At 66.1% G+C, this 18065-nt stretch carries 16 protein-coding genes; 9 read left to right on the top strand and 7 right to left on the bottom strand.

From position 1 onward, the window contains the following. Window positions 1–94: 94 nt before the first annotated feature. The 3 genes from ACT2B0_RS21250 to ACT2B0_RS21240 all read left to right on the top strand — a co-directional run bounded on the left by ACT2B0_RS21250 (window position 95) and on the right by ACT2B0_RS21240 (window position 2629). Window positions 95–1111 carry a DUF1403 family protein gene (locus ACT2B0_RS21250; RefSeq protein WP_348345088.1) on the top strand — a complete coding sequence of 339 codons (1017 nt, stop codon included), beginning with the start codon at window positions 95–97 and terminating at the stop codon, window positions 1109–1111. Between the two features lie 52 nt (window positions 1112–1163). After that, window positions 1164–1832: an SMC-Scp complex subunit ScpB gene (gene scpB / locus ACT2B0_RS21245; protein ID WP_348345089.1), complete on the top strand. Its 669-nt coding sequence runs from the start codon at window positions 1164–1166 to the stop codon at window positions 1830–1832. Window positions 1833–1930: 98 nt separating this feature from the next. After that, complete coding sequence (locus tag ACT2B0_RS21240) at window positions 1931–2629, top strand: IS6 family transposase (protein ID WP_348345090.1); 699 nt, start codon at window positions 1931–1933, stop codon at window positions 2627–2629. A gap of 162 nt (window positions 2630–2791) precedes the next feature. Here the strand turns inward: ACT2B0_RS21240 and purU are convergent, their stop codons facing one another. The 6 genes from purU to ACT2B0_RS21210 form a co-directional block, all read right to left on the bottom strand. Then, window positions 2792–3646: a formyltetrahydrofolate deformylase gene (purU, locus tag ACT2B0_RS21235; RefSeq protein WP_348345091.1), complete on the bottom strand. Its 855-nt coding sequence runs from the start codon at window positions 3644–3646 to the stop codon at window positions 2792–2794. Between the two features lie 10 nt (window positions 3647–3656). Then, the gene (locus ACT2B0_RS21230) at window positions 3657–4586 is read right to left on the bottom strand and encodes an electron transfer flavoprotein subunit alpha/FixB family protein (protein WP_473460228.1); all 930 of its coding nucleotides are present in this window, start codon (window positions 4584–4586) and stop codon (window positions 3657–3659) included. A gap of 163 nt (window positions 4587–4749) precedes the next feature. Beyond that, window positions 4750–5499: an electron transfer flavoprotein subunit beta/FixA family protein gene (locus tag ACT2B0_RS21225; RefSeq protein WP_473460227.1), complete on the bottom strand. Its 750-nt coding sequence runs from the start codon at window positions 5497–5499 to the stop codon at window positions 4750–4752. Between the two features lie 25 nt (window positions 5500–5524). Further along, a complete protein-coding gene (locus tag ACT2B0_RS21220; RefSeq protein WP_473460226.1) occupies window positions 5525–6763 on the bottom strand; it encodes an NAD(P)/FAD-dependent oxidoreductase in 1239 nt (412 codons plus the stop codon). Between the two features lie 38 nt (window positions 6764–6801). Next, window positions 6802–8100: an aspartate aminotransferase family protein gene (locus tag ACT2B0_RS21215; RefSeq protein ID WP_245414189.1), complete on the bottom strand. Its 1299-nt coding sequence runs from the start codon at window positions 8098–8100 to the stop codon at window positions 6802–6804. Continuing rightward, the gene (locus ACT2B0_RS21210; RefSeq protein WP_473460225.1) at window positions 8093–10570 is read right to left on the bottom strand and encodes an FAD-dependent oxidoreductase; all 2478 of its coding nucleotides are present in this window, start codon (window positions 10568–10570) and stop codon (window positions 8093–8095) included. Before ACT2B0_RS21210 ends, ACT2B0_RS21215 begins: the two co-directional genes overlap by 8 nt. Window positions 10571–10634: 64 nt before the next feature. On the opposite strand from ACT2B0_RS21210, the gene ACT2B0_RS21205 reads away from it, so the two are divergent. The 6 genes from ACT2B0_RS21205 to ACT2B0_RS21180 are packed head-to-tail and all read left to right on the top strand — an operon-like array spanning window position 10635 to window position 16703. Then, the gene (locus ACT2B0_RS21205) at window positions 10635–11540 is read left to right on the top strand and encodes a MurR/RpiR family transcriptional regulator (RefSeq protein ID WP_481658432.1); all 906 of its coding nucleotides are present in this window, start codon (window positions 10635–10637) and stop codon (window positions 11538–11540) included. Further along, window positions 11537–12640, top strand: coding sequence for an aromatic ring-hydroxylating oxygenase subunit alpha (locus ACT2B0_RS21200; RefSeq protein ID WP_473460223.1), 1104 nt, complete (start codon window positions 11537–11539; stop codon window positions 12638–12640). Before ACT2B0_RS21205 ends, ACT2B0_RS21200 begins: the two co-directional genes overlap by 4 nt. Continuing rightward, entirely contained in the window at window positions 12633–14081 is a 1449-nt protein-coding gene (locus tag ACT2B0_RS21195; RefSeq protein ID WP_473460222.1) for an aldehyde dehydrogenase family protein, read from the top strand. The genes ACT2B0_RS21200 and ACT2B0_RS21195 overlap by 8 nt, the downstream gene beginning before the upstream one ends. A 15-nt stretch (window positions 14082–14096) precedes the next feature. Then, window positions 14097–14477, top strand: a complete 381-nt coding sequence (locus tag ACT2B0_RS21190; RefSeq protein WP_106573055.1) for a carboxymuconolactone decarboxylase family protein — start codon at window positions 14097–14099, stop codon at window positions 14475–14477. After that, a complete protein-coding gene (locus tag ACT2B0_RS21185) occupies window positions 14474–15580 on the top strand; it encodes a mandelate racemase/muconate lactonizing enzyme family protein (protein WP_473460221.1) in 1107 nt (368 codons plus the stop codon). The genes ACT2B0_RS21190 and ACT2B0_RS21185 overlap by 4 nt, the downstream gene beginning before the upstream one ends. A 16-nt stretch (window positions 15581–15596) precedes the next feature. Further along, entirely contained in the window at window positions 15597–16703 is a 1107-nt protein-coding gene (locus ACT2B0_RS21180; RefSeq protein WP_473460220.1) for an alcohol dehydrogenase family protein, read from the top strand. Window positions 16704–16730: 27 nt separating this feature from the next. On the opposite strand, the gene ACT2B0_RS21175 is transcribed toward ACT2B0_RS21180, so the two are convergent. Then, window positions 16731–18011 (bottom strand): MFS transporter, encoded by a 1281-nt coding sequence (locus ACT2B0_RS21175; protein WP_473460219.1) that lies wholly within the window; start codon window positions 18009–18011, stop codon window positions 16731–16733. Between the last annotated feature and the right edge of the window lie 54 nt (window positions 18012–18065).

The following is an 18065-nucleotide window of genomic DNA, read 5'->3' as shown; positions in this document are numbered from 1 at the left end:
GCAACATTATCATTCGTTCTAGGTTCCTGACAGGCGCAGCGCTTTTTGTCCATTTCTATTGCCAAAAGCGCCGCCGTGATTCCTCCTGCTTTAGATGATTCTGCGTCTTAAACCCTCTCCGCGCCACCACGCCACGCTTCCTGGAGCGACGACCGGCACGCCAGCGGTTCTCGTCCCGACATGGCTGCGCCGCGCAGTCCCCGATGCGCAAAGTCTTGCGGGAAAAGATATTGACGATGTGGCGCTCGCCGCCGGCGCCGCCATCGGCGCGCTTGATGCGCTGGTCCGCCGGCAGGAGCGGTGGGCCGGTGCCTGGCGGCAGCGCCTGGCGCTTTCCGCCGCTGCGGTGACGACCAGACACGCGGGGCGTGTCGAGGATGAAAACGCGCTGCGCGACGCCGTACTGCTGACAAGGGCAGGTGACGACGTCGGCCCGGCCGGATCGATGCTGCTGGCCTGGCGCCGGCTGGCGGTCCGGCCCGCGGAGGACCTGCTGACGGAGGCGAGCATCGCCGGAGTTTTCGATGCCCTGGGGCTCGCCCGGGATGACGAGACGGCGGCCGACCTGGTCGACGAGCTTCCGCATCTTGCGGCGACCAAAGGAGCAGTCGGAACGCTGGTCGGCGTCTTCGCGGCCGTCGAGCGCCGAGGCCTTCCACGCACTGTCGGGTCCTGGTTCGCCGACGCGCTGCTGGCACAGCGGCTGGGCTGGACGCACGCGGTGCCGCTGTTCGGCGGCGAAGCTGCCGGCGGCAATGGTTCCGGTAAGCCGCGCCGATCCGGAACCGCCGTCGTGGCGAGCGTCGAGGATGGAAACTCCCAGGTGAAAGGCCTGCTCGCCGGTCAGGCCCGTGCCGCGTTGCGCGCGATCGACCTGTCGGCCGAACTCGGGCGCCGCGCGGATCGGCTGCTCGCGGTCGTTCCGAAACTCAGGGCCAAAGCGGCGGACGTTGTTGTCGATAAGCTCTTGTCCGACGACGCGATCGTCGCCTCGGAAAAGTTTGCCGGCATGAGCGATCGCGGCCTGCGTAGGCTGTTCGACAGGCTGGTTGAGCTCGGCGCCGTCCGCGAGCTGTCGGGCCGCCCGTCCTTCCGCATCTACGGGCTCTGACGAATATGGCGGAGGCAGCGCGCAGACGAGGGCGGAGCCGGCAGGTGACCATTTGTTTGATCGGGATCTGGATCATCTGCCACCGGAGGCGCGCTGGCGCGAATGGATGCACCGCGTCGAAGCAGCGATTTTTGCCGCGAGCGATCCGGTCAGCCGCGAAACGCTCGCCCGGATTGTGGGAAAAAGCTGCAGCATCGATCTCTTGATCGACGACATCCGCGAGGAGCTGCGCGGCAGACCCTACGACCTGATCGCCGTCGCCGGTGGCTGGAAGCATCTGACCCGGCCAGCCTATGCCGACGCTATCCGCGCCGCAGTCGGCAGCAATGAGACGGCGACCGACCTTAGCCAGTCCGAAGTACTCGTTCTGATGTGTGTGGCGTATTTCCAGCCGATCACGCGCGGAGAACTGTCGTCGTTTTTCGGCAAGGAGATTAGCCGCGATCTGATTGGCCATCTGCGCGGCGCGAAGCTGATCGCCTCCGGGCCTCGCAGCCCCACGCCCGGCGCGCCCTACACCTATGTCACGACAAAAACGTTCCTGCTCGAGTTCGGTCTCGACACGCTGCGCGATCTGCCCGACTTCGAGGCGCTCGAGGACGCTGGATTGCTGTCGAAGGAAAAGCTGCTGGCGGGAGATGTTGCGGCCGGATTGGCGAGCGGGGAGGGGGACGGCGAAGAAGAGCCAGATGCCGATGTCGTCGAGAATCAGGTTTCCTGAACCGGCGTTGGCGCGTAGCCTATTCAGAGGGCTCTGTTGCAAAGTTTTCGGCAACCTTCTACATGGCATGAGGCGGGTTCATCATTGGAGCGCCCGTCATGTTCAAAGGTCGTCATTTCGACCCGTCAATCAACCTGCTGTGCGTCCGGTGGTATCTTGCCTACGATCTCAGCCTTCGGGATCTGAAGGAAATGCTGGCTGAACGTGGCGTCCGCGTCGACCATTCGACGATCCACCGCTGGGTCATCCACTTCACGCCGAAGCTGGCTGAGCGCTTCAATCTGCGCAAGCGCAAGGTGACGGGCAAGTGGCATGTGGACGAGACCTACATCAAGGTCCGTGGCCAGTGGATGTATCTCTATCGAGCCATCGACAGCGTCGGCGACACCGTTGAATTCTGGTTCAGCGAACATCGTGATTTGCAAGCGGCGAAGCGTTTTCTGCGCAAGGCATTGCATCGCCATGGCCGACCCGATCGCATTGTCATTGATGGAAGCCAAACCAACCGGGAGGCGATCATCGCCTGCGATGCCGAGAACCGCTTGCAGGACCGGTCGCGGCGAAAATTGAAGGCGATCCGTATCCGCAGCAGCAAGTACCTGAACAATCGGATCGAACAGGATCACCGGCGCATCAAGCGCAGGGTGCGGCCGATGCTGGGTTTCAAGTCGTTCTCCTCGGCCGCCGTTGCCCTGTCGGGCATCGAAATGGTTCACATGATGCGCAAGCGTCAAGGCCGCTTCGCCTACAACCCTGTTCCTTCTCTCAAGCAGCAGTTCGAGGCAATCGCCGCCTGAAATCCGTTTGGACAAAGTCGCGCTCCCGACCGCTTCGAAGTTTGCAACAGAGCCCATGATCCTCGTCAGACGCATCGCACGCCAATCATCAGCAATTTCGGCCCGGACTCTGACAAAATATGCGCCCGGCGCTCGGAAGCGGTTTTCATCACGCCGTCTCAGTCAACTTGAGAACACGATTGTCTTGTTTCCGTTAAGCAAAATCCGCCGCTCCAGATGCAGCTTGACGGCCCGGGCAAGAACGCGGCTTTCGATGTCGCGGCCGGTCGCCACGAAGTCCTCCGCGCTCATCGCGTGCGTGACGCGCTCGGTTTCCTGCTCGATGATCGGCCCCTCATCGAGATCAGGCGTCACGTAATGGGCCGTCGCCCCGATCAGCTTCACCCCGCGTTCGAACGCCTGGTGGTAGGGCTTGGCACCCTTGAACGAGGGCAGGAAGGAATGGTGGATATTGATCATCTTGCCGAACAGCCGGGTCGATAAGTCGTCGGACAGGACTTGCATATATCGGGCCAAGATAACGAGATCCGCGCCAATTTCGCGTACGAGACCCAGCAACTTCTGTTCTTGCTCGGCCTTGTTGTGCTTGCACACCGGCCAGCAATGATAGGCGATCCCCTCCCACTCGGCAATGCCCCGGCTGTCTTCGTGGTTAGAAACGATCGCGACGACGTCCGCGTTCAGCCAGCCGACCTTGATCTGGTAGAGCAGGTGGAGCATTGCGTGGTCGAATTTCGATACCATGATGACGATCTTCGGCCGGCGCTGCGCGTCGGCGATGTCGACCCGCAGGCCGAAACGCTCGATCGGCGATTTCAGGGCGTGCTCGACATGCGCGGCGGTGAGCCCGTCCTCGCTCTCGACGGCGAGGCGCATGAAGAAACGGTTGCTGGCGCGGTCCCAGAACTGGCTGCTTTCGGTGATGTTGGCGCCGAGCGCGGCGAGTTCCGTCGTCACGGCCGCGACGATCGACGGGCGGTCGTCGCAAGTCAGGGTGAGAATGTGAATCTGTGGCATGGACTGTCGATCAGACGGCGCTGGAGAGCTCTGGGATTGCTGTGAAGAGGTCGGCCACGAGGCCGTAATCGGCGACCTGGAAGATTGGGGCCTCCTCGTCCTTGTTGATGGCGACGATGATTTTAGAATCCTTCATGCCGGCCAGGTGCTGGATGGCGCCGGAAATGCCCACGGCGATATAGAGTTCGGGCGCGACAACCTTGCCGGTCTGGCCGACCTGCCAGTCATTGGGCGCGTAACCGGCATCCACGGCGGCCCGCGAAGCGCCCACGGCCGCGCCGAGCTTGTCGGCGACCGGCAGGATAACCTCCTGGAACTTTTCTTCCGAGCCGAGCGCCCGCCCACCTGAAATGATGATCTTGGCCGATGTCAGCTCGGGACGGTCGCTTTCCGACAGCTTGTTCTCCACAAAGCGCGACAGACCCGGATCGGCGGCCGCCTCGACGGTCTCGACCGGGGCCGAGCCGCCGCCGGCGGCAGCCTGGAAGCCGGCGGTCCGCACTGTGATCACCTTCGTGGCATCGCCGGACTCCACCGTCTGGATGGCGTTGCCGGCATAGATCGGCCGCTTGAATGTCTTGGCGTCGACCACCTCGACGATATCGGAGAGCTGCATGACGTCGAGCAGCGCCGCCACCCGCGGCATCACGTTCTTGCCCATCGTCGTGGCCGGCGCGACGAGCGCGTCGTAGCCGTCGGCCAGCGAGACGACCGTGGCCGCAAGCGGCTCGGCCAGCCGCTCCGCGAGCGCGTCGGCCTCGGCAAGCAGAACCTTGCGCACGCCCGCAAGCTTGGCCGCCTGGTCGGCAGCCGCCTTGGCGCCCTTGCCCGCGATCAGAATATCGACATCCGAGCCGAGCCCGGCGGCGGCCGACAAGGCCTTGGCGGTCTGATCGGACAGGGTTTCATTGTCATGTTCGGCAATCAAAAGAGTGGCCATCGTCGTCGTCCTTGCCTTGCTTGTCCCACTCGCCCCGGTCCGAATTCGGATCAGGCCGTGGCGAAAGCGGTTGGGTTCGAGAGCCGGCGCGGTACGTGGTTGGATACGTCAGCACCGGAAGCACAGAGACCGGCCGCTTGCAGCCCGGCCTCAAGCGAATTCACTACAGCACGCCGGCTTCGTTCTTCAGCTTGTCGACTAGTTCGGCCACGTCCTTTACCTTCACGCCCGCCTTGCGTCCGGCCGGCTCCTCGGTCTTCAGGACCTTCAGCCGCGGCGCGGTGTCGACGCCGTAATCGCCCGGCGCCTTCTCGTCCAGCGGCTTCTTCTTTGCCTTCATGATGTTGGGCAGCGACGCGTAGCGCGGCTGGTTCAAGCGCAGATCCGTCGTCACGATCGCCGGCAGTGACAATTCCACCGTCTGCAGCCCGCCGTCGACCTCGCGCGTCACCGTCGCCTTGCCGTCGGCGATCTCCACCTTGGAGGCGAACGTGCCCTGGCTCCAGCCCAACACCGCGGCCAGCATCTGGCCGGTCTGGTTGCTGTCGTCGTCGATCGCCTGCTTGCCCAGGATCACCAGCTCCGGCTTCTCCTCCTCCACGATCCCCTTCAAAATCTTGGCGACGGCAAGCGGCTCGATAACCTCGTCGGTCTTGACCAGGATGCCGCGGTCCGCGCCCATCGCAAGCGCGGTGCGGATCGTCTCCTGAGCCTGCTGCGGACCGACCGAGATCGCCACGATCTCCGAAACCGTGCCGGCTTCCTTCAGGCGGATCGCTTCCTCGACCGAAATCTCGTCAAAAGGGTTCATCGACATCTTCACGTTCGAAAGCTCGACGCCCGAGCCGTCGGCCTTAACACGCGGCTTAACATTCGCGTCGATCACACGCTTGACCGGGACGAGGACTTTCATGCGTTTTGCTCCAAATGGGTCGAGATCACGAGGCGGCCCGCGCATCCGCGCGCACGTATTGCATCAGATCGAACTGAGATGAAAGAAGATGGTCGGGCGACAGCGCCGCCCCCGAGGCGAACAGGCGCCTGGCGGCCATGTGAGTCCTGGCGTCGTTGATCGTGTCGACGGCGACCGCCGTGCCGGCGCGAAAATACCAGAAGGCCCACCCGCCTGCGCGCGCCGCCGCAACCGGGATCACCCGGTCGTAGTCCAGCGCCAGGCCGACCGACTGCAGCTTGGCGTCGTACTGATCGCTCCAGAACCAGGGTACGGGCGCGTAGGCGACATCGCGGCCGAGCAGCGCGTCGGCGACCGCGATCCCCTGGTCGACCGCGTTCTGAACCGATTCCAGCCGCACCCGCCGCCCGGCGAACGGAAAGACCGCGCAATCGCCCGCCGCGAAGATGGCCGGGTCGCTGGTCCGGCAGGACGCGTCGACCAAGATGCCGCCATCGACCGCAAGCCCCGCCGCGGCCGCCAGATCGTCATTGGCGATCCCGCCAATGCCGACCAGCACCAGATCGGCCGCAACCGTGCTGCCGTCGTCGAGCACGGCCGCGCGCACGCGCGACCCGTCGCCCATCAACCGCGCCAGGCTCGCGCCCGTCCTGACATCGACGCCGTGCGCGCCATGCAGCGCGCCGACGGCCGCGGCGGTCTGCGCGCAGGCGACACGCCGCAAAAGCCGGTCGGTCTGCTCGACGACGGTGACCGCACGCCCGGTCTGCGCGGCGATCGCCGCCACTTCCAGGCCGATATAGCCGCCGCCGACCACCAGCACCCGCCCGGCATCGGCGAGCGCCGCGCGCAGGCGTTCGGCATCGTCAATGCCGCGCAAGGTAAAGACCCCGTCCAGCCCGCCGGCAACGGTTTCGGGCAGGGTTCGCGCCCGCGAGCCGGTGGCCAGAACCAGCCGGCCATACTCGAGCCGCTCGCCGTCGGCGAGTTCAACGGCGCGCCCGGCGCGGTCGATGCGATGAACCCGGGTGCCCGTGCGCACAGCGATACGCTGCGTGTCGAAAAACTCAGGCGCCCGCAGCCCGAGCCGCCCGGCCTCGGTCTTGCCGAGCAGATAGGCCTTCGACAGCGGCGGACGCTGATAGGGCAGCCAAGGCTCCGCGCCGATCATCACCACGGCGCCCTGGTGCCCGCCCTCGCGCAGGCGCGCCGCACAGGACAGCGCCGCCTGCCCGCCTCCGACAATGACAATATCGTCGCGCAATTCGCACCTCTGGCGGGTCGGGTCGCCGTTTCAGGGTGTCAGCTGTCCAGCAGATGGGCCGCCGCGTGGGCGATGGCGTCCTCGGTCCAGGCCATATCCGCCTCCGTCAGCGCCAGCGACGCATAGATCTTGCTGGCCGGCTTGAGGATGCCGCGCTCGCGCAAGAGCGCGTTGAAGCGGGCGCTCAACGCCTGGTCGCCCCCGGCCACGCCACGATAGTCGCGCACCGGGCGGGCGCTGAAGACGACGTCGAACAGCACCGGGTCGCCGACGATCTGGTAGGCGACGCCGAGCGGATCCAACGCCCGGCGCAGCATCGCCATCACGGCCTCGCCGCGCCGGGAAATCTGTTCGTAGCTGCCCGCGCGGCGCAGGATCTCCAGGGTCTTTAAGCCGGCGACGGCGGCGACCGGATTGCCGCTCAGCGTGCCGATCTGCGGCGTGAAGCCCGCGCGCCCGACCGCCGCCTTGTCGAAATGCGCCATGATCTCGGCCTTGCCGGCAACCACGGCGAGCGGAAATCCGCCGCCGACGATCTTACCGAGCGTGCACAGATCGGGAACGACGCCGTAGCGCTCCTGCGCGCCGCCATAGGCGAGCCGGAAGCCGGTCACGATCTCGTCGAAGATCAGCACGATGCCGCGCTTCGACGTTTCCTCGCGCAGCGCCTCGAGGAAGCCGGGCTCGGGCGGCACCAGGCGCTGCAGCGGCTCGACGATGACGGCGGCGATCTCGTCGCCGTGCTCGGCCAGAATCTGCCGCACGAACGCCTCGTCGTTGAACGGCGCGACGAGCACGGATTCGCGCACTCCGGCGGGAAGGCCGGCCGAATCGGCGATGCCGTTGGGGAAATTCTCGAGCCGGTCGGGAAAGATGCTGATCATCGCCTCGGCCGACATGCCGTGATAGCCGCCCTCGAATTTCAGGATCTTGTCGCGCCCGGTATGCGCACGCGCCAGGCGCAGGGCATACATGTCCGCCTCGCCGCCGGTCGACAGGTAACGCAGCTGTTCGGCGCAGGGCACGGCCTGGCAGATCACTTCGGCCAGTTCGATGCCGCGCGCATTGCTGGCGAAGAACGTCATGCCCTTGCCGAGCTGTTCGCGGACCGCCTCGATCACCTCGGGATGGTCGTGTCCGAGGATCATCGGGCCCGAGCTGATCAGATAGTCGACATATTCCTTGCCGTTCTCGTCCCAGACACGCGCGCCATGCCCCTCGCGGACGACGATCGACGGATCGAAGTTCCCGAAGCCGCCGGCCGGCAACACCGCCTTCGCCCTGTTCAGCCACGCGTCCTGCATCGAGCCCGCCGTCCCACTCGTCTTGTCAAGCATTGGCGATCGCCTTTCCGTTCAGGTCAAGGGGCTCCGCGTCGGTACGCGGCAGGCGGTTTTGCGGGTCGTAGGCCGGTTCATCGCGAACCCGTGCCTTGCGCGCCTCGCCCATGATGATGACGTCGAGCTCGGTGCCCGGGACGGCCGCCTGCGGCGCGATATAGGCGAAGGCGAGGATCGCGCCCACCGACCCGCCATAGGCGATCGACGTCACCGAGCCGACCACCCGCCCGTCGAGCACCACGGCCTCGCCGCCATTGCCGTCGCAGATCCCCTCGGCCTCGATCTCGAGATAGGCGCACAGCCATCGCGGCGGTTCCGCCAACGCGGCCTCGGTGGCGCGCTTGCCGCGAAAATCGGGTTTGTCCATCTTCACGAAGCGCATCACGTCGGCCTCGGGCAGGGTCACCTCGTTGGTGAGTTCGCCGGCGCCCTTGAACATCTTTTCCAGCCGCATGACGTTCATCGCGAACGAGCCGTAATCGGCCAGGCCGAACGCGGCGCCGGCCTCGTGCAGCGTGTCGTAGAGCACGGGCAGGCTGTCGCGCGGACCGTGCAGCTCCCAGCCGAGTTCGCCGGCATAGGACATGCGGAACGCCCACACTTTTTGCCCCCCCACCGCGATCGGCTGCGCCGTCAGCCACGCAAACGCGGCATTGTCGAGCGCTGCGTCCGTGCAGGCACACAAAATGTCGCGCGCACGCGGCCCGTTCAGCGCTACCGCGCCCCACTCTTCGGAAAGATTGGTGATCGTCACCGCCTCGTCCGGCCGGCGGCTGAACGCCAGATGGTCGAGCAGCCGCTGTTCGAAGAAGGCCGCGCAGGTGAAATAGAACCGATCCTCGGCAAACCGCACGATCGTCGTTTCAAGCTCGATGCGGCCGGTGTCGTTGAGCAGATGCGTCAGCGCGATGCGCCCCGGCTTGGACGGCAGCCGGTTCGGCACCAGCCGGTCGAGAAAGCCGGCCGCATCCGGTCCCGACACCTCGACCTTGGTGAAGGCGGAAATATCGACCAAACCGGCGCGCTCGCGCACGGCGCGGACCTCCTCGCCGACCAGATCGTGCCAGGCCGGACGGCGGAACGAATAATAGTCGCGCTGCTCGAGCCCGCCGCGTGCGAACCAGCGCGGCCGCTCCCAGCCATAGACCTCCTCGAACACGGCGCCCTTGTCCTTCAGCCGGTCGTAGAGCGCGCTCGGCTTGACCGGGCGTCCGGCGGTGCGGTTGAGATGCGGGAAGGGAATCTCGTGGCGAAGCAGATAGTCCTCCTTCGCCTTCGTGACCTGATAATCCTGGTCGGCGAACTTACCGTAACGGCGCGGGTCGTAGTCGCGCATGTTGATGTCGGCGGCGCCGTGCACCATCCAGCGCGCCAGCTCGCGGGTCAGGCCCGGCCCCCAGCCGATGCCGATCTGGCAGCCGCAATTCAGCCAGAAATTGCGCAGTCCCGGCGCCGGCCCGATCAGCGGATTACCGTCCGGCGGGTGCGAGATGGCACCGTGAATGGCCTGTTTGATGCCCAGTTCGGCGAGCACCGGCATCCGCCCCATGGCGTTTTCCAGCCACGGCATGATGCGGTCGTAGTCGGGCTCGAACAGCTCGTGCTCGGCCTCCCACGGGCATTCGTCGACCCAGACCGTGTTCGGATTCGCCTTTTCGTAGATGCCGATCAGGCCCGACTTCTGCTCCATGCGGATATAACCGGAGACCAGCCGGTCGTCGCGCACCACCGGTAGCTCCCGTTCCAGATCCATGAATTCGGGAACCGTGTCGGTGATCAGATAATGGTGGGTCATCGAGGTGGTCGGCACGTCGAGCCCGACCCATTTGCCGACCTGGCGCGCATAGGTGCCGCCGGCATTGACGACGTGCTCGCACACGATCTCGCCCTGCTCGGTATAGACCCGCCATTCGCCGTTGGGCGCGGGCTTCACGTCGACCACCCGGCAGTGACGGGTGATCGTCGCACCGAGCTGACGCGCGCCCTTGGCGAGCGCGAAGGTGGCGCCGGCGGGATCGACATGACCGTCGTCGGGCGTATAGAGCGCCGCGCGCACGCCCTCGAGATTGTAGAATGGATGCAGCTCGCGCACCCGCTCGGGCCCGACCAGTTCCATTTCGAAACCGAGCGCCCGGCCGACGCTCATGGTCTGACGCAGCCAGTCGAACTCGTCCTCGGTATAGGCGAGCCGGAACGAGCCGCAGCCGTGCCAGGTGACCGACTGCCCGGTCTCTTTTTCCAGCACCTGGGAGTAGAGGTCGATATTGTAGCCGACGCACTTGCCGAGCGAGAAGCTGGACGTGGAATGCGTGATCTGGCCGGCCGCGTGCCAGGTCGAGCCGGATGTCAGCTCCGACTTTTCCAACAAGACGATATCGGTCCAGCCCTCATGCGCGAGGTGATAGGCCAGCCCGCACCCCATGACGCCTCCGCCGATGATTACCACCCGGGCGTGGGTTACACTCATGATCGTCTCTCCGATGAAAACAGCCTATGGACATGGCTATCGAACAAATGTACGGTTGTCAACGATGAAACAAATGAATGTACCATTACCGAAATCACCCGCCGAGGTCCTTGCCGAGCTCGCCAACCGGCTGTCGTCCTTCACGCCGGAACTGCAGAAGGCGGCCACCCACATTCTGGAAAACTCCAACCTGGTCAGCGTCAGCTCGATCCGGAAAATGGCCCAGGATGCCGACGTCAAACCCAACACGCTTGTCAGGATGGCGCGGACGCTGGGCTTCGAGGGCTACGAGGATTTCCGCAAACCGTTCCGCGAGCAGGTCATTCGCGGCCGCGAGGACTTTCCCGACCGCGCCCGATGGCTGCAGTCGCTGTCCAAGGGCGGCAAGCTGGCGAGCCTTTACGCCGACATGGCGGCGGCCTCGATCGAGAACATCGAAAGCCTGTTTTCAGACACCGACGCCAAGAGCGTCAAGGCGGCCGCCGACGCCGTCATCAAGGCGCGCACCACCTATGTGCTCGGCGTCGGCATCGCCAACGTGATCGCGGGCAACTTCGCCTATCTCGCCGGCATGGCCGTCGGCAGCGTCGTGGCCATCCCGCGCGACGGCTCGCTGCCGGTCGACGGGCTGGTCAGGGCCGACAAAAACGACGTGCTGATGGCCATGACCTTCAAGCCCTATCGCCGCGAGGTGGTGGAGGCCGTCGACGTCGCGGTGGCGCACGGCATGAAGGTCATCGGCATTTCCGACAGCCCGGCCTCGCCGATCCTGGCCAAGGCCAGGCATCGCTTCGTGGTGCCGATGGACACCCCGCAATTCTTCACCTCGACCGTCGCCCTGACGGCGCTTCTCGAAACGATCATGGCTTTTGTCGTCGCCGAGGCCGGCCCCGAGGCCGTCAGCAATATCGAGCGATTTCACCGGCGACGTCATGAGCTTGGCATCTACTGGAGTGAGGAACCACGATGAACGCACCCGCCGTGCCGCCGATCGCGCCCCTGCGATCCCTGGACGCCCGCTACTACACCGATCCGGAGGTTTTCGCCAAGGAACAGGCGGGACTGCTGGCGCAGACATGGCAATTCGCCGGACACGTCTCGCTCGTGGACAAGCCCGGCGACTACTTCACCTTCGAAATCGCCGGCCAGAACCTGTTTTGCATCCGCGACCGCGACGGCGAGCTGCGCAGCTTCTACAATGTATGCCAGCACCGTGCGCATGAATTGCTGCGCGGCACCGGCAACACCAAGCTTCTGGTCTGCCCCTACCACGCCTGGACCTATGAACTGACCGGGAAGCTGCGCAGCGGCCCCAACATCCGCGCCGTGCCCGGCTTCGACCGCAGCGCGATCTGCCTGCCCGCGGTCCGCACCGAGCTCTTCTGCGGCTTCATTTTCGTCAATCTCGACCCCGACGCCAGGCCGATGGATGAGTGGTTTCCGGGCGTGCGCGAGCAATTGCGCGACTATGTGCCCGACATCGAGCGGCTGAAACCGCTGGAATGGGTCGAGATTCCGGAAAACTGCAACTGGAAGGTCTCGGTCGAGAACTATTCCGAGTGCTATCACTGCCCGATCAACCACAAGACCTTCGCCACCGGCGTGATCAAGCCGGACACCTACGACATCCAGCCCCAGGGCCATTGTCTGCGGCACACCACCGAGTGCCAGAACCTGGAGCAGATGAGCTACCCGATCGACCTGGCCGCCAATCCGCGCGCCGGCGAATATTCGTCCTGGTTCCTGTGGCCCACCTTCTCCTTCCAGGTCTATCCGGGCAACGTGCTCAACACCTATCACTGGACCGTCAAGAGCATCGAGGAAGTGGTGGTCTGGCGCGGCTGGTACACGATCGACGGCGTCGATTCGGAGGTGATCCGCAAATTGGCGCTCCAGGACCGGGCGACCACGGTCGAGGAAGACATCCACATCGTGGAATCCGTCCAGCGCGGTCTGAAGAGCCGCGGCTACCAGCCCGGCCCGCTGGTCATCGACCCCAAATGCGGCGTCAATTCCGAACATTCGGTGCGCGTGCTGCAGCAATGGATACGCGAAGGGGTGGATGGCTGACATGAGAGCGTACTGGCAAAACTATATCGCCGGCACCTGGGTCGATGGCGGCGCCGGCAGGATCGCGGTCGACGACCCGGCGACGGGCGACACGCTCGCCGAGCAGGCCTGCGCCGACGCCGGCGATGTCGAGCGCGCGGTCGCGGCCGCCAAGGCCTGCCACCGTTCCGGCGTCCTGACCGCGATGCGCCCGGTCCTGCGCGGGCGCATGGTCCGCGCCATGGGCGACCATCTGCTGACCGAGATCGACACCGTCGCCGAGGTGCTGTGCCGCGAAGCCGGCAAGCCGCTTTGGGAGGCGCGTCTGGAGGTGGAGGGCGCGGCGCGTTATTTCGAGTATTACGGCAACCAGGCCGAAACGCTCGAGGGCCGCTCGATCCCGCTTGGCGAGGCCTATTACGACTTCACCACCTATGAACCCTACGGCGTGTCGGCGCAGGTGATCCCCTGGAACTACCCGCTGGAAATGGCCGCGCGTTCGCTGGCCCCGGCGCTGGCCACCGGCAATGCCTGCGTCCTCAAGACGCCCGAGCTCGATCCGCTGTCGAGCGCCTTCATCGCCCTGGCGGCCGAGCATGCCGGCCTGCCGCCCGGCGCCGTCAACATTCTGTGCGGGCTCGGCCGCGAGGCCGGCGCGGCTCTGGTCGGCCACCGCGACGTCAACCAGATCGTGTTCACCGGCTCGGTGCCGACCGGCATCAGCATTGCGACGGCGGCGGCTGGCAATGTCGTGCCCTGCGTGCTCGAGCTCGGCGGCAAGTCGGCAGCGATCGCCTGGCCCGACGCCGATCTCGACCGGCTGCTCGCCTCGGTGCGCTGGGGCATCTTTTTCAATGCCGGCCAGGTCTGCTCGGCCATGTCCAGGCTGATCGTTCACGACGACGTCCACGACGAAGTGGTTGACCGGATCGCCGACCTGGCACGCTCGATCTCGACCGGTCCCGGCATCGATCGGACCGATTTCGGCGCCAATATGGGCGCGATGATTTCCGCCGCGCAGCGCGACCGGGCCGAAGCGATGTGCCGGGAGGCCGAGCGCCAGGGCGCGCGCGCCGTCGTTGGCGGCAGGCGGCTCAACCGGCCCGGTCATTTTCTCGAGCCAACCGTGCTCGACGGCATCGCGCCGGAGATGACGATCGCCCGCGAGGAGGTGTTCGGCCCGGTCCTGTCGGTGTTGAGGTTCCGCGACGACGACGAGGCGATACGTCTGGTCAACGCCACCGAATACGGCCTGGTCGGCGGCGTGTTCACGGCCGATGTCGGCCGTGCGATGAAGAGCGCCGCCCGGCTTCGCGCCGGCCAGGTCTTCGTCAACGAATGGTTCGCCGGCGGCGTCGAGACGCCGTTCGGAGGTTACGGCAAATCCGGCTACGGCAGGGAGAAGGGCCGCGAGGCCCTGTGGAACTATGTGCAGACCAAAAACATCGCGATCGCGGTTTAATTCCAGGAGTTTCGTGTGAAGCAAGATCTGTTCGACAAGGGCCTCGCCAAGCGCAAGGCGACGCTCGGGGCCGACTATGTGGAGAAGAACCTCGCCGCGGCCGACGCCTTCACCCGCCCCTTTCAGGAGGCGATGACCGCCTGGTGCTGGGGTTTCGGCTGGGGCGACGAGACGCTCGACGCCAAGACGCGTTCGCTGATGAACCTCGCCATGATCGGCGCGCTCGGCAAGATGCACGAATGGGAGACGCATTGTCGCGGCGCGCTCAACAACGGCGTGTCCACCGACGAGATCCGCGCCGCGATCCATGTGGTCGGCATCTATTGCGGCGTGCCGCAGGCGCTCGAATGTTTCCGCGTCGCCAGAAAGGTGCTCGAGGAGCGCGACCTGCTGTGAAAATCATCCGGATCTGCGTCTGGCGGTTCGACCTTCCGCTGACGAAACCCTATTGGCTGTCCGGTGGCCGGCTGAAATTCGAGGCGCTCGACAGCACGTTCGTGCGCATCGACACCGATGCCGGCCTGTCCGGTTGGGGCGAAGGCTGCCCCTGGGGCAACACCTATCTGCCCGCGCACGGACCGGGCATCCGCGCCGGTATCGCGACACTGGCCCCGGCTCTGCTGGGTCGCGACCCGTGCGCGCTGGAGGCCGTCAACCGGGCGATGGATACCGCGCTGCCCGGCCATCCCTACGTCAAATCGGCGATCGACATGGCCTGCTGGGACATTTTCGGCAAGGCGAGCAACATGCCGTTATGGCGTCTGTTCGGCGGCGAGACCGCCGATCCCGTCGCCGTCAACTCCTCGATCTCGACCGGGTCCAACGAGGAAATGATCGCGTTGATCCGCGACGCCTATGCCGAAGGTTACCGCACCCATTCGGCCAAGGTCGGCGGCAGCGATCCCGCGCGCGACATTGCCCGGATCGAAGCGATCGAGGCGGCGCTCGAGCATGACGAAACGGTCACCTATGACGTCAACCGCGCCTGGACCCCGGCGATCGCGATCCAGGTGCTCAACAATGTGGGCCTGCGCGGCTGGGTCGAGCAGCCGTGCCAGACGCTGGCGCAATGCGCCCAGGTCGCCCGCCGCGTGCGCCAGCCGATCATGCTCGACGAATGCCTGCACAGCTTCGAGGACCATCTGGAGGCCTGGAAGCTCGGCGCCTGCGAGGGCGTCAAGGTGAAGCCGAACCGGGTGGGCGGTCTTACCAAGGCCCGCCAGATCCGCGATTTCGGCGTGTCGGTGGGCTGGCAGATGCATATCGAGGACCTGGGCGGCTCGGCGCTCGCCGACACCGCCGCCATCCATCTGGCCTCGTCGACACCGGCCGAGAACCGGCTGGCGAGCTGGCTGTGCCACCATCATCTCGCCGTCGACCCGGTGGCCGGACAAGGCGCCCGCAACAGCGATGGATTTGCCGTCCCGCCGAGCACTCCAGGCCTCGGCGTCGCTGCGGATGTCGAGAGACTGGGCGACCCGGTCGCCATCTATTCCTGATGACGAGGAGAACGACGTGAAGCAGCCGGATTCAATGCGCGCGGTCGTCCTGACCGGCCATGGCGGCCTCGACAAGCTCGCCTATCGCGAGGACTGGCCGGTACCGGATCCGGCGCCCGGCGAGGTGCTGATCCGGGTCGGGGCGTGCGGGCTCAACAACACCGACATCAATACCCGCACAGCCTGGTATTCCCGCGCCGTCAGCGGCGGCATCACGCCGACGAGCGGCAGCGCCGGCTTCGAGGAAGCCGGGGCCGAGGCCGGCAGCTGGGGCAGCGCGGCGCTGCGCTTTCCGCGCATCCAGGGCGCCGACGTGGCCGGCCGGATCGCGGCGGTCGGCGACGGGGTCGATCCCGCGCGGATCGGCGAAAGAGTGATCGTCGACCCCTGGCTTCTCGGCCCGGGCGACTGGCTCGACACCGCAAACGCGGCCTATTTCGGCTCCGAATGCGACGGCGGCTTCGCCGACTACACGACCGTGCCGGCCCGCAATGCGCTGCGCATCGACAGTCCGCTGTCGGATGCCGAACTGGCGACCTTTCCCTGCGCCTACACGACGGCTGAAAACCTGGTCGCGCGGACCGGGCTGAAACCCGGCGAGACCGTGGTGATCGCCGGCGCCTCGGGCGGGGTGGGCTCGGCCGCGATCCAGCTTTGCCGGCTGCGCGGCGCCCGCGTGATCGCGATCGCCTCGCGCGCCAAGGCCGGCCTCTTGGAAGAGCTGGGCGCCGATAAGGTGATCGACCGCGCGACGCCCGATATGGCCGAGGCGATCCGCGCCGCGGCCGGCGGCGGCGTCGAGGTCGCCCTCGACGTGGTCGGCGGCGGTCTTTTCGCGCCCCTGCTCGAGGCCCTGCGCCATGGCGGACGCTATTCCAGTTCCGGCGCGATCGCCGGTCCGGTGGTCGAGTTCGACCTGCGCCAGCTGATCTACAAGGATCTGCAACTCACCGGCGCGACCATCGTGCCCCCGGGCACCGCCACGCGCCTGGTCAGCCTGATCGAGCAGGGCCTGCTACGGCCGCTGCTGGCCGAACGCTATCCGCTGCGCGAGCTTGGCGCCGCCCAGGAAGCGTTCATGCAAAAGCGGCATGTCGGCAACATCGTCGTCACCATGGCGTGACGGACGGCGACCGGGCGCGTGCGGGCCTCAATCCCGCGCGTCCGTCCCGTCGGCTCCGTCCGCCTCGTCGCGCTCCTGCAATTCGTTCGACCAGGCCTGCGCCGTCTCCACGGCGAGCGGCGTGGAGGCCGGCATCACGCCCACATAAGGCGCCATTTCCTCGACCGGCGGCGTCGGCCGCTGCGCCATCCGCCACAAAGCGTAGGACGCCACCATGGCAAACAGCAACGCCAGCACGAGCCAGAAGGACTGCGCGCCGGCCCTGTCCATCGCGCCGCCGATGACCAGGGGACCGAAGATCGCACCGAGCCCATAGATGAAGACAAGCCCCCCGGAAGCGGCCGGCATGTCGTCGGCATCCAGATAGTCGTTGGTGTAGGCGATCAGCAGCGAATAGAGCGGGCTCGCCACCCCGCCCATGGCAAAGGCGGCCACCAGCAGCGGTACCAATGTCGCGCCGGCGAAAAAGCCGAGCCCGCAGGCCGCCACGCCGAGCGCCGCCAGAAGCAGGATCAGTAGGCGCCGATCCATGCGGTCCGACACCCACCCGACCGGGAATTGCAGCACCAGACCGCCCAGAAACATCGCCGCCACGAACAGCGCGATGCCGGTTTCCGACAGACCCGCCTGGGTGCCGTAGACGGCGCCCATGCCGGCCTGGGCGGCAAAGACGCCGCCAAGCAGGAAAAGTCCGATCGTGCCCAGCGGTGAATTCTCGTAGAGCTGGCGCAGGCTCATCGGCTTGCTGGTTTCGGCGGCCGGCGTTGCCGTCGCCGCCAGAAGGATCGGCCCGAACGACAGCGACACCAGGATCGAGGCGAGGATGAACAGCGTCGCGCCGGCGGTATCGGCCGTTGTGAGCAGCCATTGCGCCGCGACCATGCCCGCCATCTGCGCCAGCATGTAGGCGGAAAGGATCTTGCCGCGCAGGTCGTTCGGCGAATCGTTGTTGAGCCAGCTCTCGGCGGTCACGTAGACCCCCGACATGAAGAAGCCGAACAACACCCGCAGCAGAACCCACGCCCACGGTTCCGCGACCAGCGGGAAGGCGATCAGCGTGGCCGACATGAACGAGGCGAAGGCGGCGAACACGCGCACATGCCCGACACGGCGGATTAGCCGCGGCGCCATACGCGCACCCGACAGGAAGCCGACGAAATAGGCCGACATGACCACCGACAATTCGGCCGAGGAGAACCCCTCGATTCCGCCGCGCACCGCCAGCAGGGTCGCATGCAGGCCGTTGCCTGTCATGATCAGGGTCATGCCGAACAGCAATGCCCACACGCGGCCCAACACGAGAAGCATCCATGTCCTCCACTTCGCGGCTCAGGGCAGTGCCCGTGTGGGCCCTCAGGGTCG

Source organism: Nitratireductor sp. J20-h4 (assembly GCF_056780505.1).
This window is presented reverse-complemented; position numbering and strand designations above follow the sequence as displayed.